Below are 16,458 nucleotides of genomic sequence, written 5' to 3'. Positions count from 1 at the left end.
AGAGGGTTAGGGAGAGGGCAGTAAGCCGCAGGTTTGCATTCAGAACGAAACGAAAACCGCCACACGGAGTCTAATCAAACCGGTTACGAAAACAAATAACGCGGCCATATTCCACTTTCAGACGACCCAAACCGACCGAAAAAGATAGTGGATTAAAATAAAAATGAGACAAGACGGTAATACCCGCTGTGTACAGCTAGAGTACATAAGGGCGTTGGCAGTGCCGTATCATTGCAATTTTGATCTGCCATAAATTTTGTCTGCAACCAAAGGAAAACCATCATGAAAAACATCAAAACCCAACTTTTCGCCGTTCTCCTCGGCCTCTCTGCCGCAGCCGTGCCTGCCGCCGAAATAGCCCAAAGCACGGGCAAAGTCTTTGAAGGCGAAAACTACACCGTCATCCGCGAAACCCTGCCCAAAGGCAAGGAAATCCCCCGCCACAACCACCCCGGCCACACCCTGCTGGTTACCCAAACCAAAGGCAGCTCGGTATTTTTGTTTGACGGCGGAAAAAGGCAGGAATTGCGGCCGGGCAGTGTCCTGAAGGCGGACGGCAGCGAATACGTTGCCATCAAAATAACCGACGACAGCGAATTGGTGATTGTGCTGGTGAAGGACGGGAAGAAGGCGGGTGCGGAATAGAATGTCCTTCAGATCGTCTGAAAAAGCAGTTGGAGACGACCTTCCGCCACCATTGGCAATCGACCTATAATCTATTTCCCGTCCACCCCCGACGAATCCGCCGCCATTGAAGAAAGAAAGTCCCATGACCGCGCTGCAAACCATCGCCGAACACCTCACCCGACACCGACAAACCGTTACCTGCGCCGAATCCTGCACGGGCGGCCTGCTTGCGGGCGCATTCACCAGCATCGCGGGCAGCTCGCAATGGTTTCATCAAAGTTTCGTGACTTACAGCAACCAAGCCAAAGAAGAACGCCTCGGCGTCATGCCCGACACGCTGCTGAAACACGGCGCGGTCAGCCGTGAAACCGTGTACGAAATGGCGCGCGGTGCGAAAGCCGTCGCACAAGCCGACTACGCCCTGAGTATTTCCGGCATCGCAGGCCCGGGCGGCGGCAGTGTGGCAAAACCCGTCGGCACGGTGTGGTTCGGGTTGTCCACGCCGACCGAATCGCTGGAGCAAATGAAAATCTTCAGCGGCGACCGAGAGGCCGTCAGAAATCAGGCCGTCGCCTTCGCCCTTGAATTTTTGGCGGAACATTTGGTTTGACGGTTCCCAACGCAAGAACGGCAAACCGCGTTCATGCAAGTCTGAAAACCAAGATTCAGGTTTCAGACGACCTTTGCCGCAAAGCAGTTTGGCCGATACGCCCTTGAGAAACTGCTACAATCACGGTCGTCTGAAGCCCTGTTGCCAGTCGGCATCTAGGTTTCAGACGACCTTTTTACCCAACTCCCTAACGGAACCCCCATGATCAGCAGACTGACCGGCAGGCTCATCGAGAAAAACCCGCCGCAAATCGTCATCGACGTCAACGGCGTCGGCTACGAAGCCGACGTATCCATGCAGACCTTCTACAACCTGCCCGCCTTGGGCGAAACCGTGCAGCTTTACACCCAGCTTGTCGTCCGTGAAGACGCGCATTTATTGTTCGGTTTTGCGACTGCCGACGAACGGGCGACGTTCCGCCAGTTGGTCAAAGTCAGCGGCATCGGCGCAAAAACCGCGCTGGGCATACTCTCCGCCATGTCCGCCGACGAGCTTGCCCGCGCGGTTGCCGACGAAGACATCAAACGCCTCTCCTTCGCCCCGGGCATCGGCAAAAAGACCGCCGAACGCATGGTTTTGGAACTGCGCGGCAAACTGGTTTCCCATACCGCTGCCGACGGGCTTTTCACCGCCGCGCCTGCTGCCGACGAAACGGACGACATCGTCAACACCCTGATTGCGTTGGGTTACAACGAACGCGAGGCAAAAGCCGCCATCAAAGGCATTCCAAAAGGCACGGAAGTCGGCGAAGGCGTGCGCTTGGCTTTAAAAAACCTGTTGAAATAGGTCGTCTGAAAACTTTGAGATCAAGGTTTTTAGAGAAACTCGTTCATACTCGTTTTCAGACGACCTTTTATTCAATTAACGCGGGTTTGGGATAACTCAAGTAGCGTGGGCTTTGCCCACGAAATCTGCCGTCTAACCATCCATTGTTGGACAACAATCTAATTTGTTTTCCTTTCGTGGGCAAAGCCCACGCTACGGGTGACTGTAAGGCAGCTTGTTCCTTCCCCCATCCGGCAGGGGAAGGTTAGGATGGGGGTGGCTTTGTGGGTTTAGGTAAAATCGGATTCGTTTAGTCCATAAAGCCACCCTCTCCCCGGCCCTCTCCCGCTGGACGGGAGAGGGGGCAGGTTGTTGAATCGGGAACTGTGTCTGTTATTTATTTAGTGGGCAAAGCCCACGCTACGGGAGAGGGGCAGGTTCGGGTACAAATTAAGGTCGCCTGAAATTTTTCAGACGACCTTGTTTTATATAAACCAACGCGCTTACTCCCCGCCTTCAACAATCTGTTTGAGGCGGTACAGTGCGTCTAGGGCTTCGCGGGGGGTGAGGTCGTCGGGGCGGATTTGGTTTAGGGCCTCGGCGAGTGAGTTGTGGGCAGGGTTTTCTTGGCTGGCGGCGGTTTGGGATTCTATATCCGCCGTTTCGTCTGGACTAAACCCGCTGTATTCGTTTTCAGACGACAGGGTGCTGAAGATGTCCAATTGCGGGCGGACGGCGGCGGCTTGGGCTTCGAGTTCGTCCAGATGTTTTTGGGCGGCTTTGAGGGCGCGGTTGGGCAGGCCGGCGAGTTTGGCGACGGCGATGCCGTAGCTTTTGCTGGCGGGGCCGGGTTCGATGTGGTGGAGGAAGACGATGTCTTGTCCTTGTTCGAGTGCGGAGAGGTGCATGTTGACTGCCGTTGCGTGGGCTTCGGGCAGTTTGGTCAGTTCGAAATAATGGGTGGCGAAGAGGCTGAAGGATTTGTTTTTTTGCAGCAGGTGTTCGGCGATGGCGTGCGCGAGGGCGAGGCCGTCGAAGGTGGAGGTGCCGCGTCCGACTTCGTCCATGAGGACAAGGGATTGGTCGGTGGCGTGGTGGAGGATGTAGGCGGTTTCGCTCATTTCGACCATGAAGGTGGAGCGGTTGGAGGCGAGGTCGTCGGAGGCGCCGATGCGGGTGAAGATTTGGTCGATGGGGCCGATTTGGGCGGCATCGGCGGGGACGAAGCTGCCGGTGTGCGCCATGAGGACGATGTGGGCAACTTGGCGCATGTAGGTGGATTTGCCGCCCATGTTGGGGCCGGTCAGGAGCATGAGGCGGTGTTTGTGGTCGAGGCGGGTGTGGTTGGCGGTGAAGTGGCGCACTTGTTGTTCGACGACGGGATGGCGGCCGTTTTCGATATGGATGACGGGGTAGTCGGCGAACTCGGGGCAGACGAAGCCGCGTTCGGCGGCGGTGGCGGCGAAGGTGGAAAGTACGTCCAGTGCGGCGGCGGCTTTGGCGGCTTTTTGAAGCTGGGGAAGGGTCGTCTGAATGTCTTTGAGGAGGGCTTCAAACAGGCGTTTTTCCAATGCCAATGCTTGTTCTTGCGCGGTCAGGACTTTGTCTTCGAAGGTTTTGAGTTCGGGGGTGATGAAGCGTTCGGCGTTTTTCAGGGTCTGGCGGCGTTGGTAGTCGGCGGGGGCTTGTTCGGCTTGGACTTTGGATAGCTCGATGTAGAAGCCGTGGACGCGGTTGAACTCGACTTTGAGGGTGGAGAGGCCGGTGCGTTCGCGTTCGCGCGCTTCGAGGTCGAGCAGGAATTCGTCGCCGTGGTTTTGGATGTGGCGCAACTCGTCGAGTTCTGCCGAATAGCCTTGGTTGATGACGCCGCCGTCTTTGAGCCAGACGGCGGGTTCGGGCATCACGGCGGCTTTGAGGGTTTCGGCGACGGGCAGGGTTTCGGGGAAAACGGCTTTGAGGGTTTCTAAGAGGCTGCTGCCCTCGGCGGACAATTCGATTTCGGACAGGGCAAACAGGCTGTCGCGCAGGGCGGCGAGGTCGCGCGGGCGGGCGTTGCCGACAGCGATGCGGGCGGCGATGCGTTCGATGTCCGCGATGTTTTTCAGACGACCTTGCAGGGTTTCGTATTGCGAACCCAGCGCGGCAACGGCTTCTTGGCGGGCGCGGATGTGGGCGCGGCTGCGTAAGGGGTGGTGCAGCCAGAGTGCCAAGAGGCGGCTGCCCATGTGGGTGGCGCAGCCGTCGAGTATGGAAAACAGGGTCGGCGATTTTTTGCCGGAGAGGGTTTGCGTGATTTCGAGATTGCGGCGCGTGGCGGCGTCCATGCCGATATATTGGCTGTCGGTTTCGAGCGAAATGCCGTCGAGGTGCTGCGGCATCAGGTTTTGCGTCAGGCGGATGTAGTTCAGCAGCGCGCCCGCCGCGCCGACGGCGGCTTCGTGTTCCTTGCCGTCCAAACCGAAGCCGTGCAGGTCCTGACAGCCGAAGTATTCGGTCAACAATTTCGCGCCGGCGTCGGCGGCAAACTGCCACGAGTTCAGGCGCGTGATGTTGGCGGAGGTCGTCTGAAAACCATTAGGCAGGCTTTTGCCTTCGGGCAACAGGATTTCCGCCGCCTGCAAACGCGCCAGCTCGTCGGCGAGCTTGTCCGCCGTCGTCAGCTTGGTTTTGAATTCGCCGCTTTGCAAAGATGCCCACGCGATGGCGATGTGTTTTTTATCCGCGTTCACCGCCGCGATGCGGTTGGTTTCCTTGTCTTCCAAAAACGCCGCGTCGGTCAGCGTGCCGGGCGTAACGATGCGCACGACTTTGCGTTCCACCGGCCCTTTGCCCGCGCCGACTTCGCCCACCTGCTCGCACACCGCCACGCTTTTGCCCATCTTCACCAGCCGCGCCAGATACTGCTCCGCCGCGTGAAACGGCACGCCCGCCATCTTAATCGGCACGCCGTCCATCTGCCCGCGCGTGGTCAGAGTGATATCCAACAGCTTCGCCGCTTCCACCGCGTCATCCAAAAACAGCTCGTAAAAATCGCCCATGCGGTAAAACACCAGCTTGTCGGCGTGCTGCGATTTGATGGCGAGATACTGCTGCATCATAGGGGAAACGGCGGATTTGCTCATGGGAATGCCTTGCAAAACGGAAAAGCCTTATTGTAGCAAAAGGTCGTCTGAAACCCTAAAACAAGGTTTCAGACGACCTTTTGCCTTTACTTCAATCCAATGATTTTATTTCTTGGCTCTAAAGCCCAGCAGATGTTGCGTGGTGGCAAGCCATGCGCCGAAGACGCCTAGGGCGATGACGAAGCCGAACACCAGCGAAACTTCGCTGAAATGGAAGAAACGCCAGCCGATGTTGAGCCCGTAGGGCTTGAAGATGGCATCTACCAACGGGCGCACGGCGGAGAGCAACCAGCCGCACAGCCCCAAGCTGACGGTGGCGGAGAGGATACTCTGCCACATGGCTTGATAGAGGAAGGGGCGGCGGATGAACGATGCGGGCGCACCGAGCAGCTTGGTGATTTCGATTTCTTCTTTGCGGCTGAGGATTTGCAGACGGATGGTGTTGTGCGCGACAAGGACGAACGCCATACCCAGCGTCAGTGAAAGAAACCATAAAATTTTGCGGATGAACTCGTTGATTTGATACAGCGTTTGCACCCATTCGGTGTCCATGGTGGCGGATTCGACCATGGGTAGCTTGATCATATCCTGATAAATCGCCTGCATTTGTGCGGGCGGTGTAGCGGGATCGGGCGTTACGATAAATGCGTCGGGCAAGGGGTTGCCGTCGAGCATGGAAACGAGGTTTTGATCGAGGTTGGATTGTAGCTCTTCCAAGCCTTCCTGCTTGCTGATGAAACGGATTTTGTTGAGGCGGGCATCACGTTCCAACAGGTTGCGGACGGTATCACTATCGGCTTTGGACGCATCGGTTTCCATATAGAGGGTGATTTGCGGCGACTCGTTGAGCTTGCCTAAAACGCTTTGCCCGCTTTGGATGCCTAAATACATGAAAAGCGGCAGAGTCATGGCGACGGCGAGCATCAGGAGGGTGAGCAGCGTGCCGACGGGTTGGCGCAGGAGCTGTTTGAGCGCAGTGCGCGCAGATTCGACGTGCAGCGAGACGTAGTGAATGATGCTCATGCGAGTCGTCCTTTCGAGAGGCGCAGGATGCGGTGGCCGTAGTCTGCCATGAGGGTTTCGTCATGAGCGGCGACGATGACGGTGGTTCCTGCTTCGTGGAAGGTTTTGAACAATTCCATGATGTCGAGCGCGTAGGCGCGGTCGAGGTTGGCGGAGGGTTCGTCGGCAATCAGGAGGCTGGGTTGGTGGACGACGGCGCGGGCGATACACAATCGTTGCTGTTCGCCGCCTGAGAGGGTTACGGGATCGTCCAATTCGCGGCCTTTCAAGCCGACTTTTTCAATGGCGATGCGGGCGCGTTCTTCGGCTTTGCGCGGCTGATAACCGATAATCCGCAGCGGTAGGATGACGTTTTGCAGGACGTTGCGGTCATAGAGGATTTTGTGGTCTTGGAACACGATGCCGATATGTTGGCGCATGAAGCCGATTTGGTTGTCGCTCAATTCGCCCAAGTCTTGGTTGTTGAACCACACTTTGCCTTTGCTGGGTTTGGTAATACCGGAAATCAGCTTGAGGATAGTGGACTTGCCGGAGCCGGAATGGCCGGCGATAAATATCATTTCGCCTTTTTTGATTTGGAAGCTGACGTTTTTCAGGGCTTCAAAACCGCCTGGATAGGTTTTGGAAACTTGTTCGAAACGGATCATAAGGTATTCCTGGAAAGGGGTCAGGACAAACTTATCCACAGTTAATCCACAAAAGGATGCGCTATCGGAGATAGGTCGTCTGAAAAATAGGATATGTGCCGAATTATAAAGATTTCGGCGTTTTTTTGATAGTTTGCTCAGATATGGACGGCGGTAGGCAAAGCGTCGGACTGACGGCTTTACAACACAATATTACAAGTGTGATTGTCGCGTTTGCAAAATGCTGAAATACTTATCCACATGTCAAAAAGTCGTCTGAAAAGGATTTCGGCGTTTCAATCAAACCCGCCGTATCCTTTTTCAGACGACCTTCCACATCGGTTTCAGCCCGAATTATTTACATTTTTCTTTAGCCGCATTGACGGCGGCGGTCAGGCTTTTTTCGTTGACTTCGCCGGTGATGGTTTGTTTGTAGCCGCATTTCGGCGCTTCGACGACGGTGAACGGCAATACGCCGACGTTGTTGCCGTAAGACTTCATGAAATTGCGGCTGTCCGCGCCGGTATAGCGCCAAACATGATAGCTGACGGGGGTTTGTTTCAGGAATTTGCCGATGTTGTCGGAAGTATCCAATGCGATGCCGACCATATCGACGCTGCCTTTTTTCTGCGCTTTGTACCATGCGGACATAGCAGGCATCTCCTTACGGCACGGACCGCACCAGGTCGCCCACAGGTTCACCACGCGCACGGGGGCTTTGAGCGATTGCAGGCTTTGCGGTTTGTTGTCGTTCCAGCCCGCCAGCGGGTCGGCGGCAAACGCAGGGGCAGACAGGGCGGCAGTCATCAAAACAGAGGCAAGCAATAATTTTTTCATAAGTTCCATCCTTTGCATCAATCAGATGATGGCATTGTAACCCCTTTCAGCGTGCTGTCTATGGAGAAAATCAAGATGTTGGATTTTAGCGGTAAAAAATGACGATTATCGGGTGATAAGTTGAGGAAATTTCCAATGCAGCCGATAATAAAGCCCATCAGCAAAATCTATAAACATCGGAGAACTCTATGTCGTCTGAATTCACGCTCTACCACAATCCCCGTTGCAGCAAATCGCGCGCCGCTTTCGACCTGCTCGAAGCGCGCGGCATCAAAGCCGAAGTCGTCAAATACCTCGACACCCCGCCCGACTTGGCGACACTGAAAGACATTTTCGCCAAGCTGGGCTTAGAGTCCGTACGCGGCATGATGCGCGTCAAAGACGACTTGTACAAAGAACTCGGTTTGGACAAGCCCGACCTCGACAACCAAGCCCTGCTCGAAGCCATCGCCGCCCACCCTGCCCTGCTCGAACGCCCCATCCTGACCACACGGGACAAAGCCGCCATCGGCAGACCGCTCGAAAACATCGAAGCCTTGTTGGACTGAAGCGCGGGAAGGCTGTCCCTACATGATTTCCCTGTTCCGCAGCCGCAACGGCTTGCGCTACTACCTCTTTCGCGGCATAGGCCTGAGTATCCTGTTGGTACTCGGCATATTCGGCGAGGGCGCATGGCAGGTGTACCACACCGGCTCGCAGCCCCTGCCCGGTCATATCCGCGCCGATGCCGCCCTCGTGCTCGGCGCCGCCGCGTGGGACAAACGGCCTTCGCCCATCTTCCGCGAACGCATCAACCACGCCATCACCCTCTACCAAAGCCACCGTGTCGAAAAAATCGTTTTCACCGGCGGAACACCCAAAAAAGGCTACATGACTGAAGCCGAAGTCGGTCGGCGCTACGCCCTCAAACAAGGCATACCTGCGCACAACATCCTCTTTGAAAACACCTCGCGCAACACCTACGAAAATATCCGCAACATCCGCCCAATACTGCGCGCCGAAGGCATCGGAAGCATCATCATCGTCAGCGACCCCTACCACCTCGCCCGCGCCCTCGAAATCGCCTCCGACCTCGACATCGAAGCCTACATCTCCGCCACGCCGACCACGCGGTTCGATCAAAGCAAGGAAAAAAACAAATTCCTGCTTCAAGAAAGCTACGCCCTCTTCCTCTACCGCATCGGCAAATGGAGCGAAAACTTTTGGGACTGGCTGACAATGAGTAAAACAGAAGACGAATAAATGAAAAAGAGTCGTCTGAAAACCGTTGAAATTCAGGTTTCAGACGACCTCAAAAAGACTACAATCAGTGTTACTCATAAAGGTTAACCATCATGAAACACATATTTCAAACTATCCTGACCGCCGCCTTAATCCCTTTTCTTGTCTCATGCGGCTTCTCAACAGGCAAACACCGTCCGACGGCCAAAACCTACGCTTCTGCCCGAAAAGTCCAACTCGTCCGCATCAGCAATATCGATCACACCCAAGGTTCGCAAGAGCTGATGTTGCACAGCATGGGCCTTATCGGTACGCCGTACAAATGGGGCGGCAGCACTACTTCTACCGGTTTTGATTGCAGCGGCATGATTCAATTTGTCTATAAAAACGCCCTCGGTGTCAGCCTGCCGCGCACCGCCCGCGATATGGCGGCGGCCAGCCGTAAAATCCCCGACAGCCGCCTTAAGGCAGGCGATCTCGTTTTCTTCAACACAGGCGGCGCGAACAAATATTCGCACGTCGGCCTATACATCGGCAACGGTGAATTCATCCATGCGCCAAGCAGCGGCAAAACCATTAAAACCGAAAAACTTTCCAGCCCGTTTTACGCGAAGAATTATTTGGGCGCGCATACCTTCTTTACCGACTGAAAAACAGCAAATCAGCAATCGGTATAAAGATCCGTTTGGTTTTTGATACGGTGAGACCTTTGCAAAAATAGTCTGTTAACAAAATTTGACGCATAAAAATGTGCTAAAAAATTTTCAATTGGCTAAAACCTTTTTGATATTGAGAAAAAAGTAGAAGCAATCAGGGAGGTTCTTCATTTTGGCAATGGTATTGAACATAAAATTTTAATAACTCATGTTATTGCAAAGATCTCACGGTATCTATTATCTCGGTCATTCCCGCGTACGAATGATGAACTAAGCAGTCGGCTATATCGTCAATCCAAATCGGAAATGCTGATAAAAAAGGTCGTCTGAAACCAGATTTACGGTTTCAGACGACCTTTGTCTGTTTAAAAAAGATTATTTGAAGCGGTAGCCGACAGTAGCCATGTAGCTGTTGTTGTGGACTTTCAAATTGTCTTTTTTATAACGGGTTTGCTCCCATTCGGCGCCGACTTCGACATTCGGTGCAACGGCGTATTTCGCGCCTACGCCGTAGCCGAGGCCGTTCATATTGTTGCGTTTCGCGCCCAAATTGTCGAAGCGGCCGTAGTGGTAGCCTGCCTTACCGTAAGCCAGCGCATTGTCGGTCAGGCGGTAGCCTTGGACGTAGGAAACGTTGGCATCGACTTTTTGTTTCGCATTGCCCGCGATTTTGCGGTGCAGCGGTTTGACACCGGCTTCAACGCCGCCAATCCAGTTGCTTTGTCCGAATTGTGTGTTGTAGCTGCCGCGTACGGCAACGTCGCCTTTGGTTTTTTCGTTCAGATTAACGTTGCGCACATCACTTTTGGTTGCGCCCGCGCCGACTTCCAAGCCTGCGCTGGTAAAAGAACCGTCAGCGAAAGTGATGGCGGAAGCGGTAGCCAATAAAACAGTCAGTAAGGTTTTTTTCATGATAATGCTCCTTCACGGATAAACAGGAAGCGTGTTTCTGCTTCCGACGAATCCAGTATCGGATGCTTGCGGATGAGCCGCAACCGCCTTTGCCGAGGCGTTACCCATCTTCTCAAGTGCTTAACGTTTGTAGTTCATTGAAACGGCTGAATTTGTATCGCCAGAAATGTCGAGGTGCGCGATTTATAATTTGCGTAAAGTGCGATGAAAAGTATGAAGATTTATGAACCTTGCTGTGTGGAGAGGGGCGCGTTTGGCAGCGGAGGCGGAGTGCGGAGAAAATGATAAAGGCTTAAATGGCGGTTTACATTGGTTGGTGTGGCTTTATTGCCATAAGCGCGACAAAGGTCGTCTGAAAACCGGGTTTTTTGGGGTTTTCAGACGACCTTTGTTTTGCCTGAAATTGGGTGTTTACGAAATCAGGTTCAAATCGCTGATGCGGTCGTAGAGGCGGTCGGGGTCGTTGCCTTCTTCGTGCATTTGGATGCGCAGGCGCAGGTCGTTGGTGGAAACGGCTTGGCGCAGGGCTTCGTCGTATTCGATTTGACCTTGGATGTAGAGTTCGAACAGGTGTTGGTCGAAGGTCTGCATGCCGTCTGTGCCGGAGCGCATCATGAGTTCGCGGATTTCCATAAGTTCGCCTTTGAAAATCAAATCCTGCATGGCGGGCGTGTTGAGCAGAAGGTCGACGACGGCGGTACGCTGGCTGCGGTTTTTCTTGATGGCGAGGCGTTGGCCGATAATGCCGGTCAGGTTGAGCGCCAAATCCATGAGGACTTGTTTGCGTCGGTCTTCTTGGTAGAAGTTGATGATACGCTCGATGGTTTGGGCGGCGGTGTTGGCGTGGATGGTGAAGACGCACAAGTGGCCGGTTTGGGCAAGCTGGAGGGCGTATTCCATACTGGCTTCGCTGCGCACCTCGCCGATACAGACGACGTCGGGCGCTTGACGCATTGCGCTTTGGACGGCGATTTTCCAGTCGTTGGTGTCGATGCCGACTTCGCGCTGGGTGAAAATGCTGCGGCGGGGTTTGTAGATGAATTCGATCGGGTCTTCGATGGTGACGATGTGGCCGGGCATTTTGTGGTTGCGGTAGTCGAGCATGGATGCCATGGTGGTCGATTTACCGGAACCGGTCGGGCCGGCAAGGATCAGCAGGCCGCGCGGGGAAAGGGAGAGGTCTTTGAGTTTGGCGGGCAGGCCGAGGCTCTCCATTTCGGGGATTTCTTGGTTGATGCGGCGCAAGACCATGCCGACGCGGCCTTGTTCGTGGTAGGCGTTGACACGGTAACGGGTGTTGCTGCGGGATTGGACGGAGTAGTTGAGTTCCCATTCGCGGTTGAAGGTTTCAAGCTGCTCGGGGTTCATGGTGGATTCGACGATGGCGGCCGTGTCTTCGCCGGTCAGGGCTTTGTGCGGGACGGGGGTCAGGGTGCCGCTGACTTTGACGGCAGGCGGGAAGCCTGCGCTGATGAAGATGTCGGATGCGCCGCGTTTTTCTGCTTCGACGCACATGCGGTCGAGCAGGGGATGGAGGTGCGTGCCGATTTCGGCAGGGGTGGGGATGTGCGGCGGTTGGTTTTTTTGCGAGTAGGCTTGCACCATTTCGCTGAGTAAGTCGTGTAAAGGAGTTGTTTCGCTCATTTTGTGTACTCTTTATCAGTAAGTGAATATTGAGACCGGCGGGCGGTTTGTTTGTTATTGGGTGTTGCCTGCCTTGCGGAGGTCGTCTGAAAACGGGGAACGGGTTTCCCCGTTGTGTAAACTGTGTTTTCAGACGACCTGGTTTGTTCCCGATAATGGAATGTATTTATCAGACGATGGTCATGCTGTCGCTGTTTTGCGCTTTGCTGCGGGCTACGTCGGGGCTGATGGTACCTTGGCGGACGAGGGTTTGCAGCGCCTGGTCGAGGGTTTGCATGCCGTGTGATTGACCGGTTTGCAGCGCGGAGTTGATTTGGGCGATTTTGTTTTCGCGGATCAGGTTGCGCACTGCGGGGGTGGAAATGAGGATTTCGTGTGCGGCGACACGGCCGTTGCCGTCGCGGGTTTTCAGCAGAGTTTGCGAAATGACCGCGCGCAGGGATTCGGACAGCATGGAACGCACCATTTCTTTTTCACCGGCCGGGAATACGTCAACGATACGGTCCACGGTTTTGGCGGCGCCGGTGGTGTGCAGCGTACCGAATACCAAGTGGCCGGTTTCGGCGGCAGTCAGCGCGAGGCCGATGGTTTCGGGGTCGCGCATCTCGCCCACGAGGATCACGTCGGGGTCTTCACGCAATGCGGAACGCAGGGCGTTGGCGAAGCTGTGGGTGTGTTGGTGCAGCTCGCGCTGGTTGACGAGGGCTTTTTTACTTTGGTGGACGAACTCGATCGGGTCTTCGATGGTGAGGATGTGTGCGGGTTGGGTTTCGTTGATGTAGTTGATCATTGCCGCCAGCGTGGTGGATTTACCGGAACCGGTCGGACCGGTTACCAATACCAAGCCGCGCGGGTTGTCGGCGATTTTTTGGAAAATACGCGGGGCGCGCAGGTCTTCCAGCGTCAATACGTCGCTCGGAATGGTACGGAAGACGGCGGCAGGGCCGCGGTTGGAGGTAAAGGCGTTGACACGGAAACGGGCGACGTTGGGCAGCTCGAAGGAGAAGTCCACTTCCAAATCTTGTTGGAACAGTTTGCGCTGGTGGTCGTTCATGACCGAAGTAACCATGTTGCCGACTTCTTCGGCTGACATTTCGGGCAGGTTGATGCGGCGGATGTCGCCGTGAACGCGGATCATGGGGGACATTCCGGCGCTTAAGTGAAGGTCGGAAGCTTTGTTTTTGACGCCGAAAGCGAGTAAGTCGGTAATCTGCATAATGTGGCCTTGTTTTAGTTTAGAATAATGAGGCGGAACCCGATTTAAAATGCGGATGCGGAATGCCGGGCATTTCCCTGTTCAGGTTCCGATAAATTGTATTATTTTAAATACATAAACCGTTCAGACCAAGTAAAATTTTCAAAATCGCTGTAATTGATGTAATAAAGGAAGAAATCATGTCGGTATTGCAACAAAATTATGCGGAGGTGTGCCGCCGCATTGCCGAAGCCGAGCAAAAGGCGGGCAGGCAGGCGGGCGAAGTGGGTCTGATTGCCGTCAGCAAAACCTTCCCTTCAGACGACATCCGCGAGGTATATGCCGCAGGGCAGCGTGATTTCGGTGAGAACTATATTCAGGAGTGGTACGAGAAAACGGAAACGCTCGCGGATTTGCCCGACATTGTTTGGCACGTCATCGGCGATGTGCAGTCAAACAAGACCAAATTTGTCGCCGAACGCGCGCATTGGGTGCATACGATAGGTCGTCTGAAAACCGCCCGCCGCCTGAGCGAACAGCGTCCGTCCGAAATGCCGCCTTTGCAGGTGTGCATCGAAGTCAATATCGCGGGCGAGGAGGCGAAACACGGCGTTGCGCCCGATGAGGCGGTCGCGCTGGCGGTGGAAGTGGCGAAGTTGCCGAATGTGGTTGTACGCGGATTGATGTGTGTCGCCAAAGCCGACAGCGATGATGAAGCATTGCGCGTTCAGTTCCAAACCATGAAGAAACTGCTTGCCGGCCTGAACGCGGCGGGTGTCCACGCGGATGTATTGTCTATGGGCATGTCCGGCGATATGCCTGTGGCGGTCGCGTGCGGCGCAACGCATGTGCGTATCGGCAGCGCGATTTTCGGCAGGCGGGAGCAAAAAGGGAAAGATGGTCAATGAAACAGATTATCTCGGTCTTTTTGCTGGGTTTGACCTTAACGGGTTGTCGGTTGATGGGCTGGTATCCATGTTCGTCCTTGTCAGACTGGTGCAAGCCCAAAAAGCCGGCGGCAATAGATTTTTGGAAAAACAGGGTTTACACCGAACATCGCTGCCTGAAAGCGTCTGTTGGTAAAAAGGTCGTCTGAAGTTTTCTAGTTTGGTAGAAACGGCATTTCAGACGACCCCAAGTAAAATGTATTTCATTTAAAAATTTAAGGAAATTTATGAACATCTACTTTTTAGGCGGCGGCAATATGGCAGCTGCCATTGCGGGCGGATTGGTCAAGCAGGGCGGATACCGCATCCACATCGCCAACCGCGGCGCGGGAAAACGCGGGCGTTTGGCAAAGGAATTGAATGTCGAAGTTTCCGAATCCCTGCCCGAACTGCTTTCAGACGACGTTTTGATTCTTGCCGTCAAGCCGCAGGACATGGAAGCCGCGTGCCGCAACGTTCGTGTCAACGGCGCATTGGTGCTATCCGTCGCTGCCGGTTTGTCTATTGATACCCTCAGCCGCTACCTTGGCGGAACGCGCCGCATCGTCCGTACCATGCCCAATACGCCGGGAAAAATCGGTTTGGGCGTATCCGGTATGTTTGCCGAATCGGAAGTGTCCGAAGCCGACCGTGCCGCCGCCGACCGGATTATGCGTTCCGTCGGTTTAACCGTTTGGTTGGATGAAGAAGACAAGTTGCACAATATCACAGGCATTAGCGGCAGCGGCCCCGCCTACGTCTTTTACCTGCTCGGCGCGCTGCAAGCTGCCGCTCAGGCGCAAGGGTTCAGCGAAGAAGATGCCCGCGCCCTCAGTCTCGCCACCTTCAAAGGCGCAGTTGCCTTGGCAGAGCAAAGTGGCGAAGACTTCGCGCGATTGCAGCAAAACGTTACTTCCAAAGGCGGAACCACCCACGAAGCCATCGAAACGTTCAAATCATGCTGCGTCGCCGAAGCCATTGCCCAAGGCGTGGAAGCCTGCGTCAAGCGTTCGCAGGAAATGGCACAACAATATAAGGTCGTCTGAAAATGCGCGGAGATTTATTGATATTGCTTGCCGACGGCATTGTTATCCTGTGTTTGGCACGTCTATTCCTGCAAGCGGCGGGATTGAGTGAAAATCATGCGCTCTTGGCGTTCAGTAAGCGATCAACCGATTGGCTGGTCAACCCGCTACATAAAATTCTGCCGGTTAAAAAATACGACCCAGCCTGCCTGTTGTCAGGACTGTTGTTATATTACATCGTATTCACCTTCATCACTTTAGTGGCGCAGCCTACCGCATTCAGCGCAAAAATCATCATCGCCAATTTTATACTGGCAGTATTGAATACAATTAAATCAGCGGCTTATGTGTTGTTGATAGGGTTGTTTATCCGAATGGCGCTCAGTATTATTAAAGATCCCTATTCCCAGCTTTCCGTCGCACTGGAACGGATATATCGCCCCATACTTTCTCCCGTACAGTTTTTAAAGTACGGACGCTACGATTTTTCGGGTAGTATATTGGCATTATTACTGTGGATCTGGTTAAGCAGTCTATCGCCCCAAATTACCCGCCAAATCAACTTGTGGCTACTGCAATAGACAGCGAGTTCATTAAGAATTTGCAGTATGACGTAAGCAAAATGCAAAAAAGTGAAAATCGAAAACACGACTGTGAAAACATGGTATCATGCCGCCATTTCCAAACGGGCTTGAGAAAAGAAGTCCTAAGAAATCAATAAAATAAACCACTTGAGTAGTATTTCGTTTCCCGCAATAGATTGAAAGAAAAATTATGGCAAAGCTGACAGAACAAGACATTTTGAATTGGGACGGCCCGGAAGAAGACTACATGAATAGTGACCAGTTGGCATTCTTCCGCGAACTGCTGGTAAAAATGCAAGACGAACTGATTGAAAACGCATCTGCCACCACCGGCCACCTGCAAGAACACGAATCGGCTCCCGATCCTGCCGACCGCGCTACTCAAGAAGAAGAGTACGCGCTGGAACTACGCACCCGCGACCGTGAGCGCAAACTTCTAGGTAAAGTACAAGCAACCATCCGCAGTATCGACGAAGGCGATTATGGCTTCTGCGCGGATACCGGCGAGCCCATCGGCCTCAAACGCCTCCTTGCCCGCCCGACTGCGACACTTTCCGTGGAAGCACAAGAACGCCGCGAACGCATGAAAAAACAGTTTGCCGACTAAGTATAACGAAATCGGCTAATTGAATTAGACAGTAAGAAAATGAAAAGGTCGTCTGAAAGGGATTTCAGACGACCT

Annotated in this window: 17 protein-coding genes and 1 pseudogene; 11 read left to right on the top strand and 7 right to left on the bottom strand. The window is 54.1% G+C overall.

The window, feature by feature from the left end:
- The first annotated feature begins 282 nt into the window (after window positions 1-282).
- From HMPREF3066_RS03005 to ruvA, 3 genes are all read left to right on the top strand, one after another.
- On the top strand, window positions 283-645 hold the full coding sequence (locus HMPREF3066_RS03005; RefSeq protein ID WP_070440343.1) for a cupin domain-containing protein: 363 nt from the start codon (window positions 283-285) through the stop codon (window positions 643-645).
- Window positions 646-769: 124 nt separating this feature from the next.
- Complete coding sequence (locus HMPREF3066_RS03000) at window positions 770-1,237, top strand: CinA family protein (RefSeq protein WP_070440341.1); 468 nt, start codon at window positions 770-772, stop codon at window positions 1,235-1,237.
- A 201-nt stretch (window positions 1,238-1,438) separates the two neighbouring features.
- On the top strand, window positions 1,439-2,023 hold the full coding sequence (gene ruvA / locus HMPREF3066_RS02995; protein WP_070440340.1) for a Holliday junction branch migration protein RuvA: 585 nt from the start codon (window positions 1,439-1,441) through the stop codon (window positions 2,021-2,023).
- 482 nt (window positions 2,024-2,505) lie between these two features.
- Here ruvA and mutS read toward each other — a convergent pair whose 3' ends face one another.
- The 4 genes from mutS to HMPREF3066_RS02975 all read right to left on the bottom strand — a co-directional run bounded on the left by mutS (window position 2,506) and on the right by HMPREF3066_RS02975 (window position 7,613).
- Entirely contained in the window at window positions 2,506-5,127 is a 2,622-nt protein-coding gene (gene mutS, locus HMPREF3066_RS02990) for a DNA mismatch repair protein MutS (RefSeq protein WP_070440338.1), read from the bottom strand.
- A gap of 105 nt (window positions 5,128-5,232) precedes the next feature.
- Window positions 5,233-6,150 (bottom strand): permease-like cell division protein FtsX, encoded by a 918-nt coding sequence (ftsX, locus tag HMPREF3066_RS02985; RefSeq protein WP_070440336.1) that lies wholly within the window; start codon window positions 6,148-6,150, stop codon window positions 5,233-5,235.
- A complete protein-coding gene (gene ftsE, locus HMPREF3066_RS02980) occupies window positions 6,147-6,797 on the bottom strand; it encodes a cell division ATP-binding protein FtsE (protein WP_003765335.1) in 651 nt (216 codons plus the stop codon). The genes ftsX and ftsE overlap by 4 nt, the downstream gene beginning before the upstream one ends.
- A 333-nt stretch (window positions 6,798-7,130) precedes the next feature.
- The gene (locus HMPREF3066_RS02975; protein WP_003775962.1) at window positions 7,131-7,613 is read right to left on the bottom strand and encodes a TlpA disulfide reductase family protein; all 483 of its coding nucleotides are present in this window, start codon (window positions 7,611-7,613) and stop codon (window positions 7,131-7,133) included.
- Window positions 7,614-7,801: 188 nt separating this feature from the next.
- On the opposite strand from HMPREF3066_RS02975, the gene arsC reads away from it, so the two are divergent.
- From arsC to HMPREF3066_RS02960, 3 genes are all read left to right on the top strand, one after another.
- Window positions 7,802-8,161, top strand: a complete 360-nt coding sequence (gene arsC / locus HMPREF3066_RS02970) for an arsenate reductase (glutaredoxin) (protein ID WP_049223220.1) — start codon at window positions 7,802-7,804, stop codon at window positions 8,159-8,161.
- 22 nt (window positions 8,162-8,183) lie between these two features.
- On the top strand, window positions 8,184-8,855 hold the full coding sequence (locus tag HMPREF3066_RS02965) for a YdcF family protein (protein WP_003768329.1): 672 nt from the start codon (window positions 8,184-8,186) through the stop codon (window positions 8,853-8,855).
- A gap of 92 nt (window positions 8,856-8,947) precedes the next feature.
- Window positions 8,948-9,484 carry a C40 family peptidase gene (locus HMPREF3066_RS02960; protein ID WP_070440334.1) on the top strand — a complete coding sequence of 179 codons (537 nt, stop codon included), beginning with the start codon at window positions 8,948-8,950 and terminating at the stop codon, window positions 9,482-9,484.
- Between the two features lie 381 nt (window positions 9,485-9,865).
- Here HMPREF3066_RS02960 and HMPREF3066_RS02955 read toward each other — a convergent pair whose 3' ends face one another.
- The 3 genes from HMPREF3066_RS02955 to HMPREF3066_RS02945 all read right to left on the bottom strand — a co-directional run bounded on the left by HMPREF3066_RS02955 (window position 9,866) and on the right by HMPREF3066_RS02945 (window position 13,262).
- A complete protein-coding gene (locus HMPREF3066_RS02955; protein ID WP_070440332.1) occupies window positions 9,866-10,402 on the bottom strand; it encodes a porin family protein in 537 nt (178 codons plus the stop codon).
- A gap of 411 nt (window positions 10,403-10,813) precedes the next feature.
- Window positions 10,814-12,046 (bottom strand): PilT/PilU family type 4a pilus ATPase, encoded by a 1,233-nt coding sequence (locus HMPREF3066_RS02950; protein WP_003759784.1) that lies wholly within the window; start codon window positions 12,044-12,046, stop codon window positions 10,814-10,816.
- 169 nt (window positions 12,047-12,215) lie between these two features.
- Window positions 12,216-13,262, bottom strand: a complete 1,047-nt coding sequence (locus HMPREF3066_RS02945; protein ID WP_003767088.1) for a type IV pilus twitching motility protein PilT — start codon at window positions 13,260-13,262, stop codon at window positions 12,216-12,218.
- 179 nt (window positions 13,263-13,441) lie between these two features.
- Between HMPREF3066_RS02945 and HMPREF3066_RS02940 the strand changes: the two genes are divergently transcribed.
- From HMPREF3066_RS02940 to dksA, 5 genes and pseudogenes are all read left to right on the top strand, one after another.
- Window positions 13,442-14,149 carry a YggS family pyridoxal phosphate-dependent enzyme gene (locus HMPREF3066_RS02940; RefSeq protein ID WP_070440330.1) on the top strand — a complete coding sequence of 236 codons (708 nt, stop codon included), beginning with the start codon at window positions 13,442-13,444 and terminating at the stop codon, window positions 14,147-14,149.
- Window positions 14,146-14,274 (top strand): annotated as a pseudogene (locus HMPREF3066_RS02935) (RNA-binding protein); the annotation flags it as partial. The gene HMPREF3066_RS02940 and the pseudogene HMPREF3066_RS02935, both read left to right, overlap by 4 nt.
- 141 nt (window positions 14,275-14,415) lie before the next feature.
- The gene (gene proC / locus HMPREF3066_RS02930; protein WP_070440326.1) at window positions 14,416-15,213 is read left to right on the top strand and encodes a pyrroline-5-carboxylate reductase; all 798 of its coding nucleotides are present in this window, start codon (window positions 14,416-14,418) and stop codon (window positions 15,211-15,213) included.
- Between the two features lie 2 nt (window positions 15,214-15,215).
- Window positions 15,216-15,773: a YggT family protein gene (locus HMPREF3066_RS02925; RefSeq protein WP_070440324.1), complete on the top strand. Its 558-nt coding sequence runs from the start codon at window positions 15,216-15,218 to the stop codon at window positions 15,771-15,773.
- Between the two features lie 193 nt (window positions 15,774-15,966).
- The gene (gene dksA / locus HMPREF3066_RS02920) at window positions 15,967-16,383 is read left to right on the top strand and encodes an RNA polymerase-binding protein DksA (protein WP_003767066.1); all 417 of its coding nucleotides are present in this window, start codon (window positions 15,967-15,969) and stop codon (window positions 16,381-16,383) included.
- The last annotated feature ends 75 nt before the right edge of the window (window positions 16,384-16,458 follow it).

The sequence above is a fragment of the Neisseria sp. HMSC03D10 genome, from assembly GCF_001807625.1.
GTDB classification, from domain to species: Bacteria; Pseudomonadota; Gammaproteobacteria; order Burkholderiales; family Neisseriaceae; genus Neisseria; species Neisseria mucosa.
The sequence above is the reverse complement of the archived record's forward strand: the minus strand, read 5'-3'. Positions and strand labels throughout refer to the sequence as shown.